This is a genomic window from Thalassolituus sp. LLYu03 (assembly GCF_050507655.1).
Taxonomy (GTDB): Bacteria; Pseudomonadota; Gammaproteobacteria; order Pseudomonadales; family Oceanobacteraceae; genus Venatoribacter.
The window spans coordinates 1,226,551-1,248,660 of sequence record NZ_CP191496.1 but is presented as its reverse complement, the minus strand read 5'-3'; the positions used below and the strand labels follow the sequence as shown (position 1 = coordinate 1,248,660).

The following is a 22,110-nucleotide window of genomic DNA, read 5'->3' as shown; positions in this document are numbered from 1 at the left end:
CGCGGAATGGTTAGCAAATAGGGTTGATTTTCAACCGCGGAGGTTAACAGCAAGGGTTACAGAGTGATACGGAGAAATGGTTACCGTCAGAAACCATTGTCACTGCTTTGTAAGGAAGGATTGCCCGGTGTAGCGCAACGGCTACACCGGGCCTGACGCAGTCAGATTGGCGGGTGAAATCGTGATTAACGACGAATGCCGTGCGAGGTCAGGATCTGCTCAATCTCTCCCAGACACGCCGGATCATCAATGGTCGATGGCGTCTGGTATTCCTCGTTATTGGCAATATTGCGTAACACCTTACGCAGAATTTTGCCGGAACGGGTTTTCGGCAGGCGCTTAACAATGACGGCTTCACGGAAGCTGGCCACAGCACCGATCTGATCGCGTACGCGCTGAATCAGTTCCTGCCGCAGGGTTTCTTCGTCAATATCGACGCCGTCTTTCAGCAGCACCAGACCGAGTGGTTCTTCCCCTTTCAGGTCGCTGTGACGACCAATCACCGCACACTCGGCCACCGCCGAATGCCCGGCAACAACTTCTTCCATTTCACCGGTCGACAGACGGTGACCGGCCACGTTGATGATGTCGTCGGTACGGCCCAGAACGAACAGGTAATTTTCGTCGTCCAGATAACCGCCGTCGCCCGTGATGTAGTAACCCTTATAGGTACCTAAATAACCGGCCACAAAGCGCTCGTGATTGCCCCAGATGGTGGGCAGACAGCCCGGTGGCAACGGCAATTTAATGGCAATACTGCCCTGCTCATTGCGCGCCACCGGCTGGCCTTTGGAATTCAGAATCTGCACATTAAAGCCAGGCGATGGACGGGTAACTGAGCCCGCTTTTACCGCAACCGGATCCAGTCCCATATGATTACCGGCAATGGCCCAACCGGTTTCGGTCTGCCACCAGTGGTCCACCACCGGACGCTGAATGTGCTCGACCACCCAGTCGTACGTGGGTGGGTCCAGACGCTCACCCGCCATAAAAATCGTCTTGAGTTTGCTGAGGTCGTATTTTTTTGCCTGCAGACATTCAGGGTCTTCTTTGCGGATCGCACGGAAGGCGGTCGGCGCGGCAAACAGGCCCTTAACTTCGTACTCGGCACAAACACGCCAGAAGGCGCCGGCATCCGGCGTGCGTACCGGTTTGCCTTCATAAAACACCGTGGTGCAACCGGTAATCAGCGGCGCGTAAACAATGTAGGAGTGTCCGACCACCCAACCCACGTCGGACGCGGCCCAGAACACGTCACCGGGTTTCATGTCGTACACCACATCCATGCTGTAGCGCATCGCCACGGCATGACCACCGTTATCGCGCACCACGCCTTTCGGCTTGCCGGTGGTGCCTGAGGTGTAAAGAACGTAGAGCGGATCCGTGGCTTTTACGGTCGCACAATCGGCTGGCTGTGCCGCTTTCAGGGCGCTGTCCCAGTCGAGGTCACGGCCGCCGGTGAGATCGCAGCGGCGCATGTCACGCTGATAAATCAGGCAACAGCCGACTTTGTGCTCGGCCATTTCAATGGCCTTGTCGAGAATCGGCTTGTATTCAATAACGCGGTCAATTTCGATGCCGCAGGACGCCGACATAATCACTTTCGGATGAGCGTCATCAATGCGAACAGCCAGTTCATTCGGCGCAAAACCGCCGAACACCACCGAATGAACCGCACCCAGACGGGCACAGGCCAGCATGGCGATTGCGGCTTCGGGAATCATCGGCATATAGATGATGACGCGATCCCCCTGCCCGACGCCCTGAGCCTTGAGCATACCCGCTGTCAGGGCAACCGCTTCCGTCAGCTGGCGGTAAGTGTATGTGCGCTTGGAACCGGTAACCGGTGAATCATAAATCAGCGCCAGCTGGTCACCACGACCGTTCAGTACGTGATAATCCAATGCGAGATACGCAGTGTTCAGTTCGCCGTCGGCGTACCAGCGGTCAATGCCGTTAGCATCTTTCGTGAGGATTCTGGATGGTTCACTGAACCACTGAATGCGTTGGGCTTGCTTCTTCCAGAACGATTCAGGCTGTTCAATGGACGCTTTATATTCTTGTTCGTAGCTCATTTAAGCTCCCCCGTTAAATACCGTATCTACATTAGGGGAACTACCGATCAGAGCACTATTCGACCAAGGGTCATTACACCAAAGTCTCGGCCGGTGCAGGCCTGAACACCAGCAGGCGGATACCGTCACGCAGGGCAAATGCACCGTGTGCGTACAGCCCGCCTAGCCACAATGGCACATTGAACCATTCAGGTTCGCGGTAAGACACCATGCCGAACTCATGCAGAAAGCCCTCGGCAACCATCCCGCCCGGTGCCAGTAAGAGCGCAAGCAATAAGACAAAAATACGGTTCTGCGCCAATGCGAGACGCACGAAAAAAGTCACACTGAAAATAGTCAGCAATAAATCAGGTGAGTGATTACCAAAGCCACTGAGCAGATAAATGAGCAAGAAGAGCAGCAGCTGGTCCATCAATCCGCGCCAGCTGCCACCCTGACGGCCGTATTCGCCGACGATGGCGTCGGGCAGCGACTGAATGAGCAACCAGCCGCCCAACGCCATCGCCAGAAAAGCCATGAAGAACAGCGGAAACACCCAGCTCGCCTGCCCCATCCATAATGGATCTGGGTAACTGAGCGTACTGGTGAGTACATGAATGGCATCACCGAGTGTGCAAACCAGCGCAGCCAGCAAAGAAAGCGCCAACAGACCAGAAATAGATAGGGTACGCATGCGGAATTCCGTCAGAAAACACCATCGTCGCTTACTGACAGTTTCTGCAACAGGGCCAGAGAAGCCTGAAAGCACAGCCCATTCATTTTTTACGGGCATAAAAAAACCCGCCGCAGCGGGTTTTTCTGAACGACGACTATTACCAGCCAGTCAGTTCTTTCAGAGCTGCACCGATGTCGGCCAGACTCTTCACAGTTTTCACACCAGCGTCTTCCAGTGCTGCAAACTTCTCAGCTGCAGTACCTTTACCACCGGAGATGATGGCGCCCGCATGGCCCATGCGCTTACCGGCAGGTGCAGTGACACCGGCGATGTATGACACAACCGGCTTGGTCACGTTGGCTTTGATGAAAGCCGCTGCTTCTTCTTCGGCGCTGCCACCAATCTCACCAATCATGACGATGGCTTCAGTTGCCGGGTCTTCCTGGAACAGCTTCAGGATATCGATGAAGTTGGAACCCGGAATCGGGTCGCCACCAATACCCACACAGGTGGACTGGCCGAAACCGTAATCCGTGGTCTGCTTAACCGCTTCATACGTCAGGGTGCCGGAACGGGATACGATACCGACTTTACCTGGCAGGTGAATGTGGCCTGGCATAATACCGATTTTGCACTGTCCCGGAGTGATCACGCCCGGACAGTTAGGTCCGATCAGCCGCACGCCCAGTTCATCACAACGTACTTTGGCATCCAGCATATCCAGTGTTGGAATACCTTCCGTGATACAAACGATCAGTTTGATACCACCATTGGCAGCCTCCAGAATGGAATCCTTACAGAAGGCAGCCGGTACGTAGATAACGGAGGCTTCAGCACCTGTCGCCTCAACGGCGTCTTTTACGGTGTTGAAAACCGGCAGACCCAGATGAGTAGTGCCGCCTTTACCCGGAGTAACACCACCAACCATTTTGGTGCCGTATGCAATCGCCTGTTCAGAGTGGAAAGTACCCTGAGCACCGGTGAAACCCTGACAGATAACTTTAGTATCTTTGTTGATTAAAATGCTCATGATTTCCCCTTAGTTACCAGCTGCTGCAGCGACGACTTGCTTGGCTGCGCCAGTCAGATCGGTATCAGCGATGATGTTCAGGCCGCTTTCAGAAAGAACCTTAGCGCCCAGCTCAGCGTTGTTGCCCTGCAGACGAACAACCACCGGTACTTTTACGCCGACTTCTTTCACAGCGCCGATAACACCTTCGGCAATCATGTCGCAACGAACGATACCACCGAAAATATTGATGAATACGGCTTTCACCGCAGTATCAGACAGAATGATCTTGAACGCTTCAACCACACGCTCTTTGGTCGCACCACCACCTACGTCGAGGAAGTTGGCCGGCTTGCCACCGTGCAGTTTCACGATGTCCATGGTACCCATGGCCAGACCAGCACCGTTCACCATGCAGCCGATGTTGCCATCCAGTGCCACGTAGTTCAGTTCCCACTCAGCCGCATGCGCTTCACGCGGATCTTCCTGAGAAGGGTCACGCATAGCCTGCAGGTCTTTGTGACGGTACATGGCGTTACTGTCGATCACGATCTTGGCGTCCAGACAGTGCAGGTTGCCTTCTGTTGTGATCACCAGCGGGTTAATTTCCAGCAGTGCCAGATCTTTTTCCTGGAACAGCTTGGCCAGACCCAGAAAGATATTGGTGAACTGCTTAATCTGGTCGCCTTGCAGGCCCAGTTTGAATGCCAGCTCACGCGCCTGGAACGGCATAGCGCCAACCAGCGGATCAATAGTGGCCTTCAGAATTTTTTCCGGGGTTTCTTCCGCAACTTTTTCAATTTCCACGCCGCCTTCGGTAGACGCCATGAAGACAATACGACGGGAAGAGCGGTCAACCACTGCACCCAGGTACAGTTCTTTGGCGATGTCGGTGCAGCTTTCAACCAGAATACGGCTAACCGGCTGACCTTTTTCGTCAGTCTGGTAGGTCACCAGATTTTTACCCAGCCACTTTTCAGCAAAGGCTTTGATTTCTTCTTTGGAAGAAACCAGCTTCACACCGCCCGCTTTACCACGGCCACCGGCATGCACCTGTGCTTTTACTACCCAACGGTCGCCGCCGATGGTATCGGCTGCTGCTGCTGCTTCTTCTGCAGTCTTGGCTGCCACGCCTTTTGAAACTGGCAGACCATACTGCGCAAAAAGCTGCTTACCCTGATATTCGTGAAGGTTCATCGCTTTCGTCCTGTCTCTTGTTATTGTCGGGGATGACCCGACAGCCTGAGTCAACCGGATGTCCGATTTTGTCGGGGCTGAACACCATCATCCGGCCATAAACAATGGCCCGGTATTCCGGGCCAGTGTAATTTATTTTGCTTTAGACTTGCGGTTCGCTTTGTGAATCGCCGCGTTGTTTACTGACAACGCCGCTTCATGCACTGCCTCTGATACGGTTGGGTGCGCAAACACCATCATACCCACATCCTCGGCGCTGGAACCGAACTCCATCGCAACTACGATCTGCTGGCACAGGTCGCCGGCATTCGGACCAATCACGCTGGCGCCCAGAATGCGGTCGGTTTCTGCATGAGCGATGATTTTTACAAAACCATCGGTATCAGCAGAGGCCATGGCACGACCGTTTGCAGCAAACGGGAACATACCCACATTGTATGGTTCGCCGGCTGCTTTCAGTTGTTCCTCAGTTTTACCAACCCAGGCAATTTCCGGATGGGTGTAAATCACTGACGGAATCACATCGTAATTCAGCTGAGCTTTGTGACCGTGGATACGCTCGGCAACCATCACCCCCTCTTCAGAGGCTTTGTGCGCCAGCATAGGACCACGAACCACGTCACCAATCGCCCATACGCCCGGAGCGTCGGTACGGCAGGTTTCGTCAACGTGGATGAAACCACGCTCATCCATGTTCACACCGCAATCACCAGACAGCAGTCCTTCGGTGAACGGACGACGGCCAACAGCCACAATCAGTTTGTCGAAGACTTCTTTCTTCTCGCCTTCAGCATCCTGGAAAGTCACCGTTACCTGACCATCAGCCACCTGAGTGCCGGTGACACGGGCACCCAGACGGATGCTCATGCCCTGCTTGGTGAACAGTTTCTGTGCTTCTTTGGCAACGGCCTGATCGACCAGATGCAGGAATTTATCCTGAGCTTCCAGTACGACCACGTCGGCGCCCAGACGGCCCCACACGCTGCCCAGTTCCAGACCGATAACACCGGCACCAATAACGCCCAGACGCTTTGGCACTTCGGTGAATTCCAGCGCACCCGTGGAATCCACGATAACGCCTTCAGTCAGCGGCGCTGGCGGAATGTTCACAGGAACAGAACCAGTGGCAATGATCACGTTCTCAGCGTCGATAATTTCGCTCACACCGGAGTGGCTTGTAAATTCGACTTTCTTACCAGCCAGCAGCTTGCCGGTACCTTCCAGCGGGGTCACACCGTTGGCCTTGAACAGGGTGGCAACACCCATGGTCAGGTTTTTAACGATCTGATCTTTACGCTTCAGCATGGCGGCGATGTCGATCTGTACATCACCTACGGTAATACCGTGCAGACCCAGCTTTTCTTTGGCTTCTTCGTACTTGTGGGAGGTATCCAGCAGCGCTTTCGATGGGATACAACCTACGTTCAGACAGGTACCACCGAAGACAGCTTTACCTTCTTTGTTCAGCCACTTGTCGATACAGGCTGTGTTCAGGCCCAGTTGGGCGCAACGGATAGCAGCGACGTAACCGGCTGGACCACCACCGATCACGACAACGTCAAACTTCTTACTCATGGTTTATTCCTTTCACTATCCGGTTAAATGTCGAGCAGCAGACGGGCTGGATCTTCCAGCAGGTCTTTGATGGTCACCAGGAACTGCACCGCCTCTTTACCATCGATCATACGGTGGTCGTATGACACTGCGAGGTACATCATCGGCAGGATCACAACCTGACCATTAACGGCCATCGGACGTTCCTGAATTTTGTGCATACCTAGAATAGCGGTCTGAGGTGGGTTCAGGATCGGAGTCGACATCAGGGAACCAAAGATACCGCCGTTGGTGATGGTGAAAGTACCACCCTGCATATCTTCAATACCCAGCTTGCCGTCACGGCCGCGCTTGGCGAAATCACCAATGGTGCTTTCGATTTCAGCCAGACTCATGCTGTCGGTATCACGCAGAATTGGTACAACCAGACCACGTTCGGTAGAAACAGCAACACCCACGTCCTGATAGCCGTGGTAAACCATGTCGTTGCCATCGATAGAGGCGTTAACCGCCGGGAAGCGTTTCAGCGCCTCAGTCGCAGCTTTCACGAAGAAGGACATAAAGCCCATTTTCACGCCGTGGGTTTTTTCAAACTGATCTTTGTACTTGGCACGCAGATCCATCACCGGCTTCATGTTGACTTCGTTGTAAGTGGTCAGCATGGCAGCGTTCTGCTGGGCTTCAACCAGACGCTTGGCAATGGTGGCACGCAGACGGGTCATAGGAACGCGTTTTTCAATGCGCTCACCGGCCGGAATATTCAGTGCAGGAGCAGCAGCCTTAGGCGCTGCGGCTGGCGCAGAAGCGACGGCCGGCTTGCTGCCGGTTTTCAGGTGATTAACCACATCTTCTTTGGTTACTCGACCGTCTTTACCGGTAGCCGCAACAGAACCCATGCTCACGCCATTTTCTTCGGCGATTTTGCGCGCAGCCGGGCTGGCGATCACATCAGCTGCTGCTGATGAAGCCGCTGGCTCGGCAGCAGGCGCTGCGGCAGCTGGTGCAGCAGCGACTGCACCCGCTTCAAATACCGCCAGAACTTCATCGCTCAGTACCACATCACCTTCGCCCTTCAGAATGTTCTTCAGGGTGCCGTCCGCAGGAGCAACGACTTCCAGAACCACTTTGTCGGTTTCGATATCAACCAGCAGTTCGTCACGCTGAACCGGCTCGCCCGGTTTCTTGTGCCAGGTTGCTACCGTACCGTCGGCAACGGATTCAGGAAATGTGGGTGCTTTAATTTCAATGCTCATTCGATTTTCCTTAGATATTCCTGCGTTTACCTAGCCCTGAATGCCCAGAGCATCTCGGATCAGTTGTTCTAATTGCTGTAAGTGCAGTGCCATGTAGCCCGCCGCCGGAGAAGCAGATGCGGCGCGGCCAGCGTATTGCAGATGAATCTGTGGATTCAGCTCCTGCAGCGCCTTACGCATGTGGTGTTGACTGCTGTACCAGGCGCCCATGTTCATAGGCTCTTCCTGAGTCCAGATTACGTCTTTGACGTTAACGTATTTGGACAGGATCTTAGCCAGCTGCTTAGCCGGGAACGGATACAGCTGTTCGATACGGATAATCGCCACATCGGTGATGTTTTCGGCGCGACGACGTTCCAGCAGGTCGTAATATACTTTGCCGGAGCACAGCAGAATGCGGTTCACATCGTCCGGATTCAGAGTATCGATTTCATCCAGAACGGTACGGAAACGACCGCCAGCCAGTTCTTCGATGGTGCTGGTAGCCAGCTTGTGACGCAGCAGACTCTTCGGAGACATCACCACCAGAGGCTTACGCAGTGGGCGGATCGCCTGACGACGCAGCATGTGGTAAACCTGAGCTGGGGTCGATGGCACACAGATCTGAACGTTGTGCTCAGCGCACAGCTGCAGATAACGCTCCAGACGAGCGGAAGAGTGTTCCGGGCCCTGGCCTTCATAGCCATGTGGCAGCAGCATGGTCAGACCACACAGACGACCCCACTTATGTTCACCTGAGGAGATGAACTGGTCGAACACCACCTGAGCGCCGTTGGCGAAGTCACCAAACTGAGCTTCCCAGATCACCAACGCATTTGGCGTCGTTGTGGCGTAACCGTACTCAAAAGCCAGTACGGCTTCTTCAGACAGCAGTGAGTCGTAGATATCGAAGTTAGGCTGATCTGCAGACAGATTCTGCAGCGGCACATAGGCAGAGCCATCTTTCTGGTTATGCAGCACAGCGTGACGGTGAGAGAAGGTACCGCGACCCACGTCCTGACCAGTCAGACGGATCTGGTAACCCTGGTCCAGCAGTGTGGCGTAGGCCATGGTCTCAGCGAAGCCCCAGTTGATCGACATCGCACCGGCAGCCATACGTGAACGGTCTTCCAGAATTTTTTCGACCTGACGCTGAATCGCAAAACCTTCCGGCACTTCCAGCAGCTTATTGGCCAGCTCCTGCAGACGCTTCAGATCGAAGGAGGTATCTGCCTTGGTGGTCCATTCTTTGTTCAGGTATGGGGTCCAGTCGACGAACAGTTCAGTGTTCGGCTCTTTGACCAGGCTTTTTACCACGTGATTACCGTTATCCAGCGCTTTACGGTATTCCTCTTCCAGGTCTTTTGAACCTTCCTGAGTAATCACGCTTTCGCCAATCAGACGCTCAGAGTAAAGCTCACGGGTGGTTTTCTGAGTTTTGATTTTCGAGTACATCAGCGGCTGGGTACCAGACGGCTCATCCGCTTCGTTGTGACCACGACGACGGTAACAAACCAGATCAATAACCACGTCTTTGTGGAATTCGTTGCGATAATCAACGGCCAGCTGAGTAACGAACAATACCGCTTCCGGATCGTCACCGTTCACGTGCAGAATCGGCGCTTCTACAATCTTGGCAACGTCGGTGCAGTATTCGGTTGAACGAACGTCTTCGCGCTTGTTAGTGGTGAAACCCACCTGGTTGTTGATCACGATGTGGATGGTACCGCCAGTCTTGTACGCACGGGTCTGCGACAGCTGGAAGGTTTCCATCACCACGCCCTGACCGGCAAACGCCGAGTCACCGTGCATGATCACCGGAATTACTTTTTCACCTTTCGGATCGTTACGACGGTCCTGACGGGCACGCACAGAACCCTCAACCACAGGTGCCACAATTTCAAGGTGTGACGGGTTGAATGCCAGCGCCAGATGCACTTCGCCGCCCGACGTCATGACGTTGGAAGAGAAGCCCTGGTGATATTTAACGTCACCGTGAGAGTGGTACTGAGCTTTACCATCAAACTCATCGAACAGGTCGGAAGTCTTCTTACCCAGGGTGTTGATAAGCGTATTCAGACGACCACGGTGAGCCATACCGATAACAATTTCTTTGGCGCCGTAAGTACCGCTGCGCTGAATCAGTTCGTCCATCAGCGGGATCAGACTCTCACCGCCCTCCAGACCGAAACGTTTAACGCCCGGGTAACGGGAACCCAGATATTTTTCCAGACCTTCGGCTGCAGTCAGACGCTCGAGCAGGTGCAGTTTAACTTCAGTACCGAATTTAGGATGGGCACGCACACTTTCCAGACGCTGCTGGAACCAACGCTGTTCGGCGGTGTTTACGATGTGCATGTATTCAGCACCAACACTGCCACAGTAGGTGGTTTCAAGAGCAGTGATGATGTCTTTCAGCGTAGCTTCGTCCTGACCGATAAACAGGGAACCGGTCTGGAACACAGTGTCGAGATCCGCGCGGGACAGGCCATGAAACTGGATATCCAGATCAGGTACTTTTTCGCGATCCATAAGGCCCAGCGGGTCAAGTCGGGCGTGCTGATGACCACGACCACGGAAAGCGTGAATCAGTTGCAGAACCTGAACCTGCTTACGTTCATGATCAGAGCTGACAGCGGCCTGAGAAACAGGACGGGCACGGCGCTGGTTTTTGGAAAGAAGAAGAAATTGTTCCCGAATGGGCTTGTGAGGAGTATCGGTAGAAGTGTTTTCGTCGACGCGGGGTAACTTGTCAAAATAACTGCGCCACTCTTCTGGTACCTCGTTAGGATCTCTGAGGTAAGTTTCGAAGAGCTCTTCTACATAAGCAACGTTCCCCCCCGCAAGTTGCGAGGTGCTCCAAAGTTGCTCCATTGTCTGCTCGTGCATGTACGACCACCCTGTTTGGTATAAAACGAGGGATGTCACCCACAGAGTATCTGTACCGACTCTAGCGCTACGCGAGTTAGAGGGCCGACCGGATAGGTCGCGAGGCCTCTGAGGTGAACCGGGGATTCCCCGTCCCTCAACTAAAGATTTAGCTTAGTTAAAAATAGGGCCTTGTAAGCGCTATTTTTGAAAAATTTTTAACGGAAATGGGCTGTATGTCCAGCCCACTTACGTCTAATACCACCGGTCGCCAGTGGCTATTTTCCTATATTTGCTGGGAAAGCAGCATGTTACGGATGTGACCAATGGCGCGGGTAGGATTCAATCCTTTCGGGCACACATTGACACAATTCATGATCCCACGGCAACGGAAAACACTGAATGGATCGCTCAATTCAGCCAATCGTTCCTGAGTAGCCGTATCACGACTATCAGCCAGGAAACGGTAAGCCTGCAGCAGACCCGCTGGACCTACGAACTTGTCCGGATTCCACCAGAAAGACGGACAAGAAGTAGAACAGCATGCACAGAGAATACACTCGTACAGACCATCCAGTTTTTCACGCTCTTCCGGAGACTGCAGACGCTCAATGGCCGGAGCCGGAGTGTTGTTCTGCAGGAACGGCTTGATCTTCTCGTACTGCTTGTAGAAAAGACCCATGTCGATTACCAGATCACGAATCACCGGCATACCTGGCAGCGGGCGTAGAACCAGCTTATCCATTTTGCCTTTGGTGGCTTCAGAAATCGGTGTAATACAGGCCAGACCGTTCTTACCGTTGATGTTCATACCGTCAGAGCCACAAACGCCCTCACGGCAGGAGCGACGGTACGCCAGAGTCGGATCCTGTTCCTTAACCAACGCCAGAACGTCCAGAATCATCACGTCGCGGTTACCCGGAATGGTGATTTCGTAGTCCTGCATATAAGGAGCTGCATCCTTCTCAGGATTGTAGCGATAGATGCTCACTAACATTTCTAAACTCCCCTATTAATAAGTACGGACTTTTGGTTCAAACGCTTCAACAGTCTTCGGAGCGAAGTTAACTGCGCGCTTGCCAATGGTCTGAGTGGTCGGGAAGTACAGAGAGTGGCACAGCCAGTTTTCGTCATCACGCTCAGTGAAGTCGTTACGGGCATGAGCACCGCGGGACTCTTTACGCTCGATCGCAGCAACGGCGGTGGCGTAAGCAGTCTCGAACAGGTTGTCCAGCTCCAGCGCTTCGATACGGGCCGTATTGAACGCACCGCTCTTGTCATCCAGAACAGTCTGTTTCACGCGCTTACCGATCTCATTCAGATCCGCCAGACCTTTGGCCATGGCTTCACCGTCGCGGAATACACCGAAGTACAGTTGCATGGTTTTCTGCAGATCTGCACGTACAGCAGCAACAGACTCACCAGAAGTGGAGTTGTTCAGGCGAGACAGACGGGACATCGCACGTTCAACATCTTCATCGGTCGGATCAACGAAGTCGAAACCTTCTTTGAAGCTCTTCTCAACCTGCAGACCCACAGCGCGGCCGAATACCACGAGGTCGAGCAGAGAGTTACCACCCAGACGGTTAGCGCCGTGCACGGACACACAGGCGATCTCACCAGCGGCGTACAGACCTTCAACGATCACGTCATTGCCTGACGCATCCTGAGTCAGAGCCTGACCACCGATGTTGGTCGGAATACCGCCCATCATGTAGTGACAGGTCGGAACCACAGGCACAGGTTCTTTTACCGGGTCAACGGCTGCGAAGGTTTTGGACAGCTCACAAATACCTGGCAGACGCAGGGTCAGGGTTTCTTCACCCAGGTGATCCAGCTTCAGCAGAACGTGATCTTTGTTCGGACCACAGCCGCGACCTTCCAGAATTTCCAGAACCATGGAACGGGCCACAACGTCACGGCCAGCCAGGTCTTTCGCGTTCGGAGCATAACGCTCCATGAAACGCTCACCTTCGGAGTTGATCAGGTAGCCACCCTCACCACGACAGCCTTCTGTTACCAGAACGCCGGCACCGGCAATACCGGTCGGGTGGAATTGCCACATTTCCATATCCTGCAGCGGCACGCCGATACGGGCAGCCATACCAACGCCGTCACCGGTGTTGATCAGGGCGTTAGTGGTGGACTGATAAATACGGCCCGCACCACCGGTCGCCAGAACAGTGGCTTTGGCTTTGATATAGACGGTTTCACCGCTTTCGATACAGATAGCGATAACACCCGCTACCTGACCTTTTTTGTTGGTTACCAGATCAACGGCGTACCATTCATTCAGGAAGGTAGTACCGCCTTTCAGGTTGCCCTGATACAGGGCGTGCAGCAGAGCGTGACCAGTACGGTCCGCAGCGGCACAGGTACGGGCAGCCTGACCACCCTTACCGAAATCTTTTGACTGACCACCGAATGGACGCTGATAAATACGGCCTTCTTCGGTACGGGAGAATGGCAGACCCATGTGCTCCAGTTCGAAAACAGCCTGAGGACCAACGGAACACATATATTCGATAGCGTCCTGGTCACCGATATAGTCAGAGCCTTTAACGGTGTCATACATGTGCCAGCGCCAATCGTCATTTGGATCAGCAGAGGCGATTGCACAGGTGATACCCCCCTGAGCAGAAACAGTGTGCGAACGGGTCGGGAAAACCTTGGTCACACACGCAGTCTTGATGCCCGCTTCAGTCAGTTGCAGAGCAGCACGCATACCCGCGCCGCCGCCACCGATCACGATAGCATCGTAGGACATGGTTCTGATTTTAGACATGACTTACACACCCCAGAGAATGTCGATACCCCACACCAGGTATACGAACAGGAAACCTGCAGATACCAGCTGGAAAGCAAAGCGGAGACCCGCTGCTTTGAGGTAGTCGGTTGAAATGGTCCACATGCCAACCCAGGCATGCGCGCAGATAGAAACCAGAGCCGCCAGACTGAATACTTTCATCCAGGTACAGGCAAACAGGCCCTGCCATTGTTCAAACTGCAGATCCGGAGAGGCAATCACAAAGCCCAGCAGGAACAGAGTGTAAAGCGCCAGGATGACAGCGCTCAGACGCTGAACAACCCAGTCGTACAGGCCACTACGGCCGAAATTGGTGACACTTGTTACCATACCCAAACTCCCGCCAGAACGATCACGATTGCACCCAGCACCAGGGTAATAATGGCACCGGTACGACCGCTTTCTTTGGTTTCACCAATTCCCATGTCCATCAGCAGGTGTTTGATACCTGCCACAAAGTGGTAGCCCAGAGCAGACAGAATGCCCCAGGTGATGAACTTAACCAGACCATTGTCAAAGGCCGCTTTCAGATCAGCAAAGGACTGCTCTGATTCCAGTGACGCTGCCAGCGCGCTCAGCATGAAAGCTACGGCGAAGAACAGGATGAAACCGGACACACGGTGAATGATGGAGGCTTTGGCGGGAAGTGGGAGCTCAATAGTAGTCAGATCCAGATTTTTAGGTCTATTGCTATTCACGGCTCTTACACTCTCATATGGGCTTAATGCCTTGCCGCGCAGCAAGGGTTAAGCGCAGGCTCAAGAAGATACCTAACCGCTTGTACAAGGTTTGCACAAGTTTCAGGTCGCGACAAATTATAGTCACCGCACCACCGATTTACAAACAATCTGAATACGACCAGCGATAGGAATTGCATATTGCAGAACGCAGCTTCACTAATGAACAGATGCTGTAAAGCAATGCGGCATACGGACTATACTAGAGCGGTTTTGCGCCTGCAGCCCGACTGCTGGGTAATTGACAAACGAAGTTCTGAGCCTATAGTTGGGCGCTTTATTTTGAGGTAACGCCTTATTTTTTAAGGCTCTTATTGAGGTACGGCCTTAAATTTAAGGCTTAATTTTGACCAGCAGGAGGCCAATCCATGGCTGACAAAAAAGCAACTCTGAAAGTCGATGGCGTCGAAGAAACCTTCGAATTGCCTGTGTACGAAGGCACTATCGGCCCTGACGTCGTAGATGTGCGTAGCCTCTCCGGTAAAGGCCTGTTTACCTACGATCCGGGCTTTATGTCTACCGCCGCCACAGAGTCAAAAATCACCTATATCGATGGTGCTGCTGGCGTTCTGCTGCATCGCGGTTACCCGATTGAGCAACTGGCTGAGAAATCCGATTATCTCGAAACCTGCTACCTGCTGCTGAATGGCGAACTGCCAAATGCAGAAGAAAAAGTAAAATTCGTAAACACCATTAAAAACCACACCATGGTGCATGAGCAGCTGAGCCATTTCTTCAATGGTTTCCGTCGTGACGCTCACCCAATGGCTGTTATGTGTGGTGTTGTAGGCGCTCTGTCTGCGTTCTACCACGACTCTCTGGACATCCACGACGAGCATCACCGCATGGTGTCTGCGCACCGTCTGATCGCCAAAATGCCAACTTTGGCAGCTATGGTTTACAAGTACAGCATCGGTCAGCCGTTCATGTACCCACGTAATGACCTGAGCTACGGTGAAAACTTCCTGCACATGATGTTCAACACCCCATGTGAAGAGAAGAAAGTAAGCCCGGTTCTGGCCAAAGCCATGGATCGAATCTTCCTGCTGCACGCCGACCACGAACAGAATGCATCAACATCTACTGTGCGTCTGGCTGGTTCTACCGGTGCTAACCCGTTCGCCTGTATCGCTTCTGGTATTGCGGCACTGTGGGGCCCTGCTCACGGTGGTGCAAACGAAGCCGTTCTGAACATGCTGAACGAAATTGGCGACGAGTCGAACATCGACAAGTTCATTGCCAAAGCCAAAGATAAAGACGATCCGTTCCGTCTGATGGGCTTCGGTCACCGTGTATACAAAAACTTTGACCCTCGCGCCAAAGTGATGAAGCAGACCTGTGACGAAGTTCTGGCTGAGCTGGGCATGGAAGACAGCCCACTGCTGAAGATCGCGATGAAGCTGGAAAAGATCGCCACCGAAGACGAATACTTCGTGAAGCGCGGCCTGTACCCGAACGTCGACTTCTACTCTGGTATCATCCTGAAAGCGATCGGCATCCCGACCGAAATGTTCACTGTGATTTTCGCAACCGGCCGCACACCAGGCTGGATTGCTCACTGGAACGAAATGATCAGCTCCGACTACCGCATCGGTCGTCCACGTCAGCTGTACACTGGTCACGCCAAGCGCGATTACCCGGCCTGATTCCGGATTTCGTGATTAAAAGCCGCTCATCGAGCGGCTTTTTTTTTGAACATTAACGGGGAACTTAAATGGCAAACCTATTGTTTATCGGACTCGGCAACATGGGGTATCCGATGGCCGGGCATCTGAGTAAAGCGGGCCATCAGGTCACCGTATTTAACCGCACCGAAACAACCGCGGGGAGCTGGCTGACCGACTTTAACGGGCAATCGGTCCGCCATTTTCGTGATGGCATCTCACCTGACACACAGGCCATATTCATCTGCGTCGGGCGCGATGACGATGTCCGTTCAATGCTTTGCGGGGACGACGGAGCGTTGCAATACGCGCCCGCAGGTTGCCTCATCATTGATCACACCACCACCTCTGCCAGCCTCGCTGAAGAGATGGCACAGATCTGCCACACAAGACATTTACGCTTTGCTGACGCCCCGGTATCCGGCGGCCAGCAAGGCGCAATCAATGGTCAGCTGAGCATCATGGTCGGCGCAGATGAAGCCGACTACGCTCAGGTTGCTGAGCTGACAGCCCCGTACACCAAAGCCATTCAGCACATGGGGCCGGTTGGTGCCGGACAGAAAACCAAAATGGTGAATCAGATCTGTGTCGCAGGTCTTATTCAGGCACTGGCGGAGGGAATGTATTTTGCCGAAAAAGCCGGACTCAATGTGCAGCAGGTGATGGAGGTAATATCACAGGGCGCCGCCGGCAGCTGGCAGATGCAGAACCGTCACCAGAGCATGATCGATGGCCATTACAAGCACGGTTTTGCCGTGAACTGGATGCACAAGGATCTTGGAATTTGCCTGAGCGAAGCGGCCAGCCTCGGCATCCGGCTGCCTGTCACCCAACAGGTTGACGCCTTTTATCAGGAATTGCAGACAATGGGTGCCGGCGACTTTGATACCTCCTCGCTGCTCTACCGCCTGCAAAAACAGGACAGCTGACCGCGGGAACAGCGCTGATTCGCGCAAGCTGACAAAACTCTTCTATGCTTTAAGCATGGAAAATGCAGGGTCATTATGAATCAGCCAAAGCATACGCTGGTTGCCCACAGGGCCACCGCCAAAGACGACGTAAACTGGAGTCAGGTCAGCGAGACACTGGCCATGCTGGCGCTGGCTGTCGCTCAGATTGACACCTCCCTGACGGAGGGCAGCCAGTCGATCGATAAGCTGACCGGAAGCTTTACGGCCATGGCCGACAACACGCGCCGTCTGCTGGAACTGGCCAGCAGCAACAGCGACAGTATTCCCGTTGAAATCGGCCACCTGGCGCGCGACCTGCAATCCGAGATTCAACAGGCCGTTATTGCTTTTCAGTTCTACGACCGTCTGACACAACGATTAGAACATGTCGGCAGCAGTCTCGAAGAAATGGGTCATCTGATCGCCGACCCCTCACAGCGCTACCTGCCCGCGCCCTGGTCTTTGCTGCAGAAGCAGATCAAGGGTAACTACACCATGGAAGCCGAACGCATCATGTTTGAGCACATCATGGCCGGGCATTCCGTGGCCGAAGCGCTGGAAATCTATCACCATCACTTCACTCAGCATTCGGAAGATGATTTCGGTACCGACGACGATATCGAATTATTCTGAAACCGCGCTCTGCCCCACCACCAACTCACCGATGCCACGCACCAGCGCGTTCTGGCCGAAAATAATTTTTCCATCCAGACGGCAATGCTGCTTCAGTGCATCCAGTACATCGGCTTCACGTTGCTGCGTGGTCAGATTACGGGTCGGAATCACGCAGCGCTCACAGGGCTTACACAGATCCAGACGACCACCAGCCACACTGACCGACTGCCACTCACGTTCAGCAAATGCCCGGGCGCCAGACAGCAGTACGTTCGGGCGGAAGCGTTCAATCTCGACAGTTCTGCCGACCGCGGACGACAACACATCAAGACTTTCCTGCAAGGTCACCAGAACCGGATAGCCGTCAGCAAAACCAACCCACTCGCCTTCCTGCGCATACTTGCGATTCACCTGCCGTTCGGTACCTGCAAACACCCGCACCAGACGACACGGCGTATTCAGGGCGGCTGAAAACCACGCTGCAGCAGTATCACCGCAATCAGCGCCCGCCACTGAGTCGTCCCACACACTGACGGTCAACACCTCACCCGCATCCTCCGGCGATATCGTCAGTTGTGGTCGGTCAGATGCTGACACCAGCAAATGGCCGTCCACGTACTGGGGGCGGATAAAGGCCATGGCCGGATGAGTACGCTGCGTCAGAAAACGTCCTTCCAGGTTCACCACCATAAAACGACGGTCGCCGACCGGACCGCACTGGTCGAAACTCAGCGACGACACTTCAACGCCTGCGCAGGACTTAATCGGGTAAATAAATAAACGGGAAACAGTGAGCATAACGACCTCCGGATGTGGCTGTACGATATCCCCAACTGAGAAAAATGTCATAAAAAAACCGCCATGCGGCGGTTTTTGTGGATGCTATTCGCGCGGCGGCATTTTCAGCTTTTCCCGCATCAGGCGCTGAACTTCCTTGGCCATGGCCTTGGGTGCGAATTTCGACAGAAAGCCATTACAGCCTACTTTCTCCACCATGGCTTTGTTGAAGTTGCCCGACAGCGAGGTATGCAGAATGATAAACGTGTCTTTCAGTTCCGGGTCGCGGCGGATTTCGGTGGTCAGCATATAGCCGTCCATTTCCGGCATTTCCGCGTCGGTAATGATCATCATCAGATTATTGGCCACGTCACGCCCCTGCTCTTTCCAGTGCATCAGCAGCTGGTAGGCTTCAAGGCCGTTATGCGCTTCGACAATGTTCATCCCCATAGGGCCCAGCACCTGGCGCATCTGTTCAATGGCAACATGAGAGTCATCGACAATCAGAATGTCTTTGCCACGGATGCGTTCGAGAAGCTCCTGATCATAAGCATCTTCGCTCAACGTGGTCTGATACGGCGCAATTTCAGCCAGCACTTTTTCGACGTCGATGATTTCAACGATGCGGTTATCGATACGGGTAATGGCAGTCAGGTAATGCTGACGGCCAGCCCCGCCGGGCGGTGGAAGAATCTCGCTCCAGTTCATGTTCACGATGCGATCGACACCGCCAACCAGAAAGGCCTGAACCGTCATGTTGTATTCGGTCACAATGATAGTGGCATCCGCCTCATCAACTTTGAGCGGGCCCATCTGAATGGCATGGCGCAGATCCACAACCGGTACGGTTTGGCCACGTAAGTGAGTCACACCGCGAACCACGGGGTGACGATCAGGAATGCGGGTCAGATGCGGCATACGCATCACTTCCTGAACCTTGAACACGTTGATGGCGAAGTGCTGCGTACCTCCCAGATGAAACAACAACAATTCCAGGCGGTTCTGCCCTACCAGTTTGGTACGGGCATCAACACTACTGAGAACCCCGCTCATACCACGCTCCACAAAACTTGCTTTCACAAAGTGTAGTCAAGGCTTACAAAAACGCATGGATTTAGCGTCTACACTGACTGGGTTAAGCTGATGGATGCGGTATGAGCACTCAGGATACGCCACTACTGGCCCGACAACCGATTCTCGACACTCACCAAACCGTGGTGGGCTACGAACTGCTGTGCCGTCCGGCCCCGGAAGACACCCTCACCTGGCAGGTCAGCCATGGCGACCGCGCCACCAGTGAGGTCATGATCAGCGCCTTCAACGACCTTGGCATCGATGAGGTGACCGGCGGACTGCCCGCGTTCGTCAACTTTACCGAGCACTGGCTGCAGAACCCGCCCATTCTGCCGGCGACCAATCTGGTGGCCGAGGTGCTGGAACACATTCACCCGACCGACGCCAACCTGAAGGCTCTGCGCACCCTGCGCAAACTGGGTTACCGCATTGCGCTGGATGACTATCAGGGCGAAATCATTCACGAGCCGCTGCTGCCGCTGGTCGACATCATCAAGGTGGATATCCGCAGGCTGGGCAATCTGGACTCCCTGCCCGGCCTGATCAGCCGCTATCAGCGCGATGGCCTGACCTGGCTGGCCGAGAAAGTAGAGACGCAGGAAGAATTCAAAATTTGCCGTGATGCCGGCTGCGAGCTGTTTCAGGGCTATTTTTTCAGCCGCCCGGCCAATGTCTACGGTAAGCGCCTGCCGGACAACCAGCTGGCCGTACTGCAGCTGATTCGTTTGCTGAACGACCCCGACGCCGAATTTGACGACATCGCCTCAGCCCTGCAGAGCGACCCGCAACTGAGCTACAAACTGCTGCGTATCGTGAACTCCGCAGCCGTTGGCTGCGCGCGCGAAGTAACGTCGATTCACCGGGCCATCGTCATCGTCGGCCTGAGCCGGCTGAAAGCCTGGGCCAACCTGATTTCGCTAGGCAAGCTCAGCGACAAACCACCGGTACTGCGCGAACAGGCGGTAGTACGCGCTTACCTTTGTCAGGCACTGACCTTCGCCTGGCCGCATCTCGACGACGATACCGCCTTCACCATCGGGCTGTTTTCGCTGCTGGATGCGTTTCTGGACTTCCCGCTGGATGCGATCTGCGAACGTCTGAGCATGCCAGAGCCACTGACCCTCGCCCTGACCCGTCAGGAAGGCGATTACGGTTTTATTCTGAAGACGGTGATTGCCATGGAACAGGCCGACTGGGACAGCATCGACTGGAATGTACTGGCCGGCATGGGAGTCACCCCCGCCGATCTGGAATTCCAGTATCTGAAAGCACTGCACATCACCCGCGAGTTGCTGCGCAGCGAAGCTGGCTGACCCTGAACGTCAGCCAGCACCAGCGCGTTATTTCGGATAACCCGTAATGTCGCGGATTGATTGATACAGAGGCTTCAGGCGGCGGTACATTTTCAGATAAACCTCATTGTACAGACGACCATAGAGCGCTACCGAATCGTCTTCCGGCCAGAACACATCGCCAACCCGCGTCATGGCGTGCACCGCCGTCGGGTAATCCGGAAATAAACCCAGCCCCACCGCGCAGTTAATGGCCGCTCCCAGCCCAGACGCTTCGCTGGTGTGCGGACGCTCGGCCGGCATACCGAATATATCAGCGGTTAATTGCATGGCCGCATCGCTGCGCGAACCGCCACCCGACACCCGCAAACGGGCAATTTTTACCCGTGAGCGCTTTTCGATACGTTCTTTACCCATGCGCAGCTCATAGGCCAGACCTTCCAGAATCGCGCGGTAAATGTGCGCCCGCTTATGCACGTCACCGAAGCCGATCAGCGCGCCCTTTCCCTCGGGCCCCGGCTGACGCACACCCGGCGACCAGTAGGGCTGCATCATCAGACCCATCGACCCCGGCGGTACCTGAGTAACCAGCTCGTCGAACAATTGCTCAGGTTCTACACCCTGCTCGCGCGCCAAACGTTGTTCGTTGTGCGCCAGTTCTTCTTTAAACCAACTGACCATCCAGAAGCCACGGTAAATCATCATTTCCGTGTTGTAGTGCCCCGGTACCGCGGCGGTATAAGGCGGAATAAATGGCAGGGTTTCGATATAGCGCCGGGTCGTGGTGTTGATGGTTGCCGTCGTGCCATAACTCAGACACGCTACATTGGCCTCCAGCCCGCCAGCGCCGAGCACTTCACAGGCTTTATCCGACGCAGCGGCAATTAATGGCAAACCGGCCGGTAAACCGGTTAAGCGCGCCGCACTGTCGGAAATGACACCTAACGGCATGCCGGGCATCACCAGTTCCGGCATCATCTCGCGTTTGGCCGCCAGCAGTTTCCATTTAAGATCCGACGCTTTTGCCCAGGTCTGACGCTTATAGTCGTAAGGCAGATAGCCGACAATGGAACCCGCAGAATCCTTCAGCTCACCGGTCAGACACCAGGTCAGCCAACCGGATAAATTCACGTAATACCGGGTGCGCGCCCAGATATCCGGCTCGTATTGCTGAATCCAGTTGTCGCGTGCTTTGGCACGCAACTCACGGATCAGATTCCCCAGCCCCAGCGCTTTAATGGCAATGCCCCACACACCCGATACCGGCGTATCGACATCGGCCTGACGCTGATCCATCCAGACAATGGCCGGGCGCAGCGGGCGGAAATGTTCATCCAGATTGATCATGGTGTAACGCTGAGTGGTCAGCGACAAACCGCGGATCTGAGCCGGCGTTACCCGCTTCTGTGCCCAGAGGCGGGTAAAGGCCTCCTGTAATTTTTCCCAGTAATAACCGGCGTCCTGTTCGGCCCAGCCGGGATGACGGGAAAAATACGGCTGAATATCCACCTTACTTTTAGCAATTTCGTTGCCCTGCGTGTCGAACACCAGAACACGCACGCTCTGAGTACCATTATCGATGGCGAGTAAATAATCCTGAGTCAT

Annotated in this window: 18 protein-coding genes; 4 read left to right on the top strand and 14 right to left on the bottom strand. The window is 54.3% G+C overall.

Annotation, left to right across the window (positions count from 1 at the left end):
• Window positions 1–185 precede the first annotated feature (185 nt).
• From ACQUQU_RS05730 to sdhC, 11 genes are all read right to left on the bottom strand, one after another.
• The gene (locus tag ACQUQU_RS05730) at window positions 186–2,075 is read right to left on the bottom strand and encodes a propionyl-CoA synthetase (protein WP_430462292.1); all 1,890 of its coding nucleotides are present in this window, start codon (window positions 2,073–2,075) and stop codon (window positions 186–188) included.
• A gap of 73 nt (window positions 2,076–2,148) precedes the next feature.
• Entirely contained in the window at window positions 2,149–2,847 is a 699-nt protein-coding gene (locus tag ACQUQU_RS05725) for a hypothetical protein (protein ID WP_430462291.1), read from the bottom strand.
• A 40-nt stretch (window positions 2,848–2,887) separates the two neighbouring features.
• Complete coding sequence (gene sucD / locus ACQUQU_RS05720; protein WP_430462289.1) at window positions 2,888–3,760, bottom strand: succinate--CoA ligase subunit alpha; 873 nt, start codon at window positions 3,758–3,760, stop codon at window positions 2,888–2,890.
• Between the two features lie 9 nt (window positions 3,761–3,769).
• On the bottom strand, window positions 3,770–4,936 hold the full coding sequence (gene sucC / locus ACQUQU_RS05715; RefSeq protein WP_430462288.1) for an ADP-forming succinate--CoA ligase subunit beta: 1,167 nt from the start codon (window positions 4,934–4,936) through the stop codon (window positions 3,770–3,772).
• 132 nt (window positions 4,937–5,068) lie between these two features.
• Complete coding sequence (lpdA, locus tag ACQUQU_RS05710) at window positions 5,069–6,511, bottom strand: dihydrolipoyl dehydrogenase (protein WP_430462287.1); 1,443 nt, start codon at window positions 6,509–6,511, stop codon at window positions 5,069–5,071.
• Window positions 6,512–6,534: 23 nt separating this feature from the next.
• Entirely contained in the window at window positions 6,535–7,743 is a 1,209-nt protein-coding gene (gene odhB / locus ACQUQU_RS05705) for a 2-oxoglutarate dehydrogenase complex dihydrolipoyllysine-residue succinyltransferase (RefSeq protein ID WP_430462286.1), read from the bottom strand.
• 30 nt (window positions 7,744–7,773) lie between these two features.
• Window positions 7,774–10,611, bottom strand: a complete 2,838-nt coding sequence (locus ACQUQU_RS05700; protein ID WP_430462285.1) for a 2-oxoglutarate dehydrogenase E1 component — start codon at window positions 10,609–10,611, stop codon at window positions 7,774–7,776.
• A 265-nt stretch (window positions 10,612–10,876) separates the two neighbouring features.
• Window positions 10,877–11,587, bottom strand: coding sequence for a succinate dehydrogenase iron-sulfur subunit (locus ACQUQU_RS05695; protein WP_430462284.1), 711 nt, complete (start codon window positions 11,585–11,587; stop codon window positions 10,877–10,879).
• Between the two features lie 15 nt (window positions 11,588–11,602).
• Window positions 11,603–13,375: a succinate dehydrogenase flavoprotein subunit gene (sdhA, locus tag ACQUQU_RS05690; RefSeq protein WP_430462283.1), complete on the bottom strand. Its 1,773-nt coding sequence runs from the start codon at window positions 13,373–13,375 to the stop codon at window positions 11,603–11,605.
• A 3-nt stretch (window positions 13,376–13,378) separates the two neighbouring features.
• Window positions 13,379–13,726, bottom strand: coding sequence for a succinate dehydrogenase, hydrophobic membrane anchor protein (gene sdhD / locus ACQUQU_RS05685; protein ID WP_430462282.1), 348 nt, complete (start codon window positions 13,724–13,726; stop codon window positions 13,379–13,381).
• Window positions 13,720–14,094, bottom strand: coding sequence for a succinate dehydrogenase, cytochrome b556 subunit (gene sdhC, locus ACQUQU_RS05680; RefSeq protein ID WP_430462281.1), 375 nt, complete (start codon window positions 14,092–14,094; stop codon window positions 13,720–13,722). Before sdhC ends, sdhD begins: the two co-directional genes overlap by 7 nt.
• A gap of 407 nt (window positions 14,095–14,501) precedes the next feature.
• Between sdhC and gltA the strand changes: the two genes are divergently transcribed.
• The 3 genes from gltA to ACQUQU_RS05665 all read left to right on the top strand — a co-directional run bounded on the left by gltA (window position 14,502) and on the right by ACQUQU_RS05665 (window position 17,380).
• Window positions 14,502–15,779 carry a citrate synthase gene (gene gltA, locus ACQUQU_RS05675; protein WP_430462280.1) on the top strand — a complete coding sequence of 426 codons (1,278 nt, stop codon included), beginning with the start codon at window positions 14,502–14,504 and terminating at the stop codon, window positions 15,777–15,779.
• Between the two features lie 68 nt (window positions 15,780–15,847).
• The gene (locus ACQUQU_RS05670; protein ID WP_430462279.1) at window positions 15,848–16,726 is read left to right on the top strand and encodes an NAD(P)-dependent oxidoreductase; all 879 of its coding nucleotides are present in this window, start codon (window positions 15,848–15,850) and stop codon (window positions 16,724–16,726) included.
• A gap of 75 nt (window positions 16,727–16,801) precedes the next feature.
• On the top strand, window positions 16,802–17,380 hold the full coding sequence (locus ACQUQU_RS05665) for a hypothetical protein (RefSeq protein ID WP_430462278.1): 579 nt from the start codon (window positions 16,802–16,804) through the stop codon (window positions 17,378–17,380).
• Here the strand turns inward: ACQUQU_RS05665 and ACQUQU_RS05660 are convergent.
• A complete protein-coding gene (locus ACQUQU_RS05660; RefSeq protein ID WP_430462277.1) occupies window positions 17,372–18,160 on the bottom strand; it encodes an MOSC domain-containing protein in 789 nt (262 codons plus the stop codon). The genes ACQUQU_RS05665 and ACQUQU_RS05660 overlap by 9 nt on opposite strands.
• A gap of 84 nt (window positions 18,161–18,244) precedes the next feature.
• Complete coding sequence (locus ACQUQU_RS05655; RefSeq protein WP_430462276.1) at window positions 18,245–19,192, bottom strand: chemotaxis protein CheV; 948 nt, start codon at window positions 19,190–19,192, stop codon at window positions 18,245–18,247.
• Between the two features lie 101 nt (window positions 19,193–19,293).
• Here ACQUQU_RS05655 and ACQUQU_RS05650 point away from each other — a divergent pair, with 101 nt between their 5' ends.
• Entirely contained in the window at window positions 19,294–20,526 is a 1,233-nt protein-coding gene (locus ACQUQU_RS05650; protein ID WP_430462275.1) for an EAL and HDOD domain-containing protein, read from the top strand.
• Window positions 20,527–20,553: 27 nt separating this feature from the next.
• Here ACQUQU_RS05650 and ACQUQU_RS05645 read toward each other — a convergent pair whose 3' ends face one another.
• Window positions 20,554–22,110: an FGGY-family carbohydrate kinase gene (locus ACQUQU_RS05645; protein ID WP_430462274.1), complete on the bottom strand. Its 1,557-nt coding sequence runs from the start codon at window positions 22,108–22,110 to the stop codon at window positions 20,554–20,556.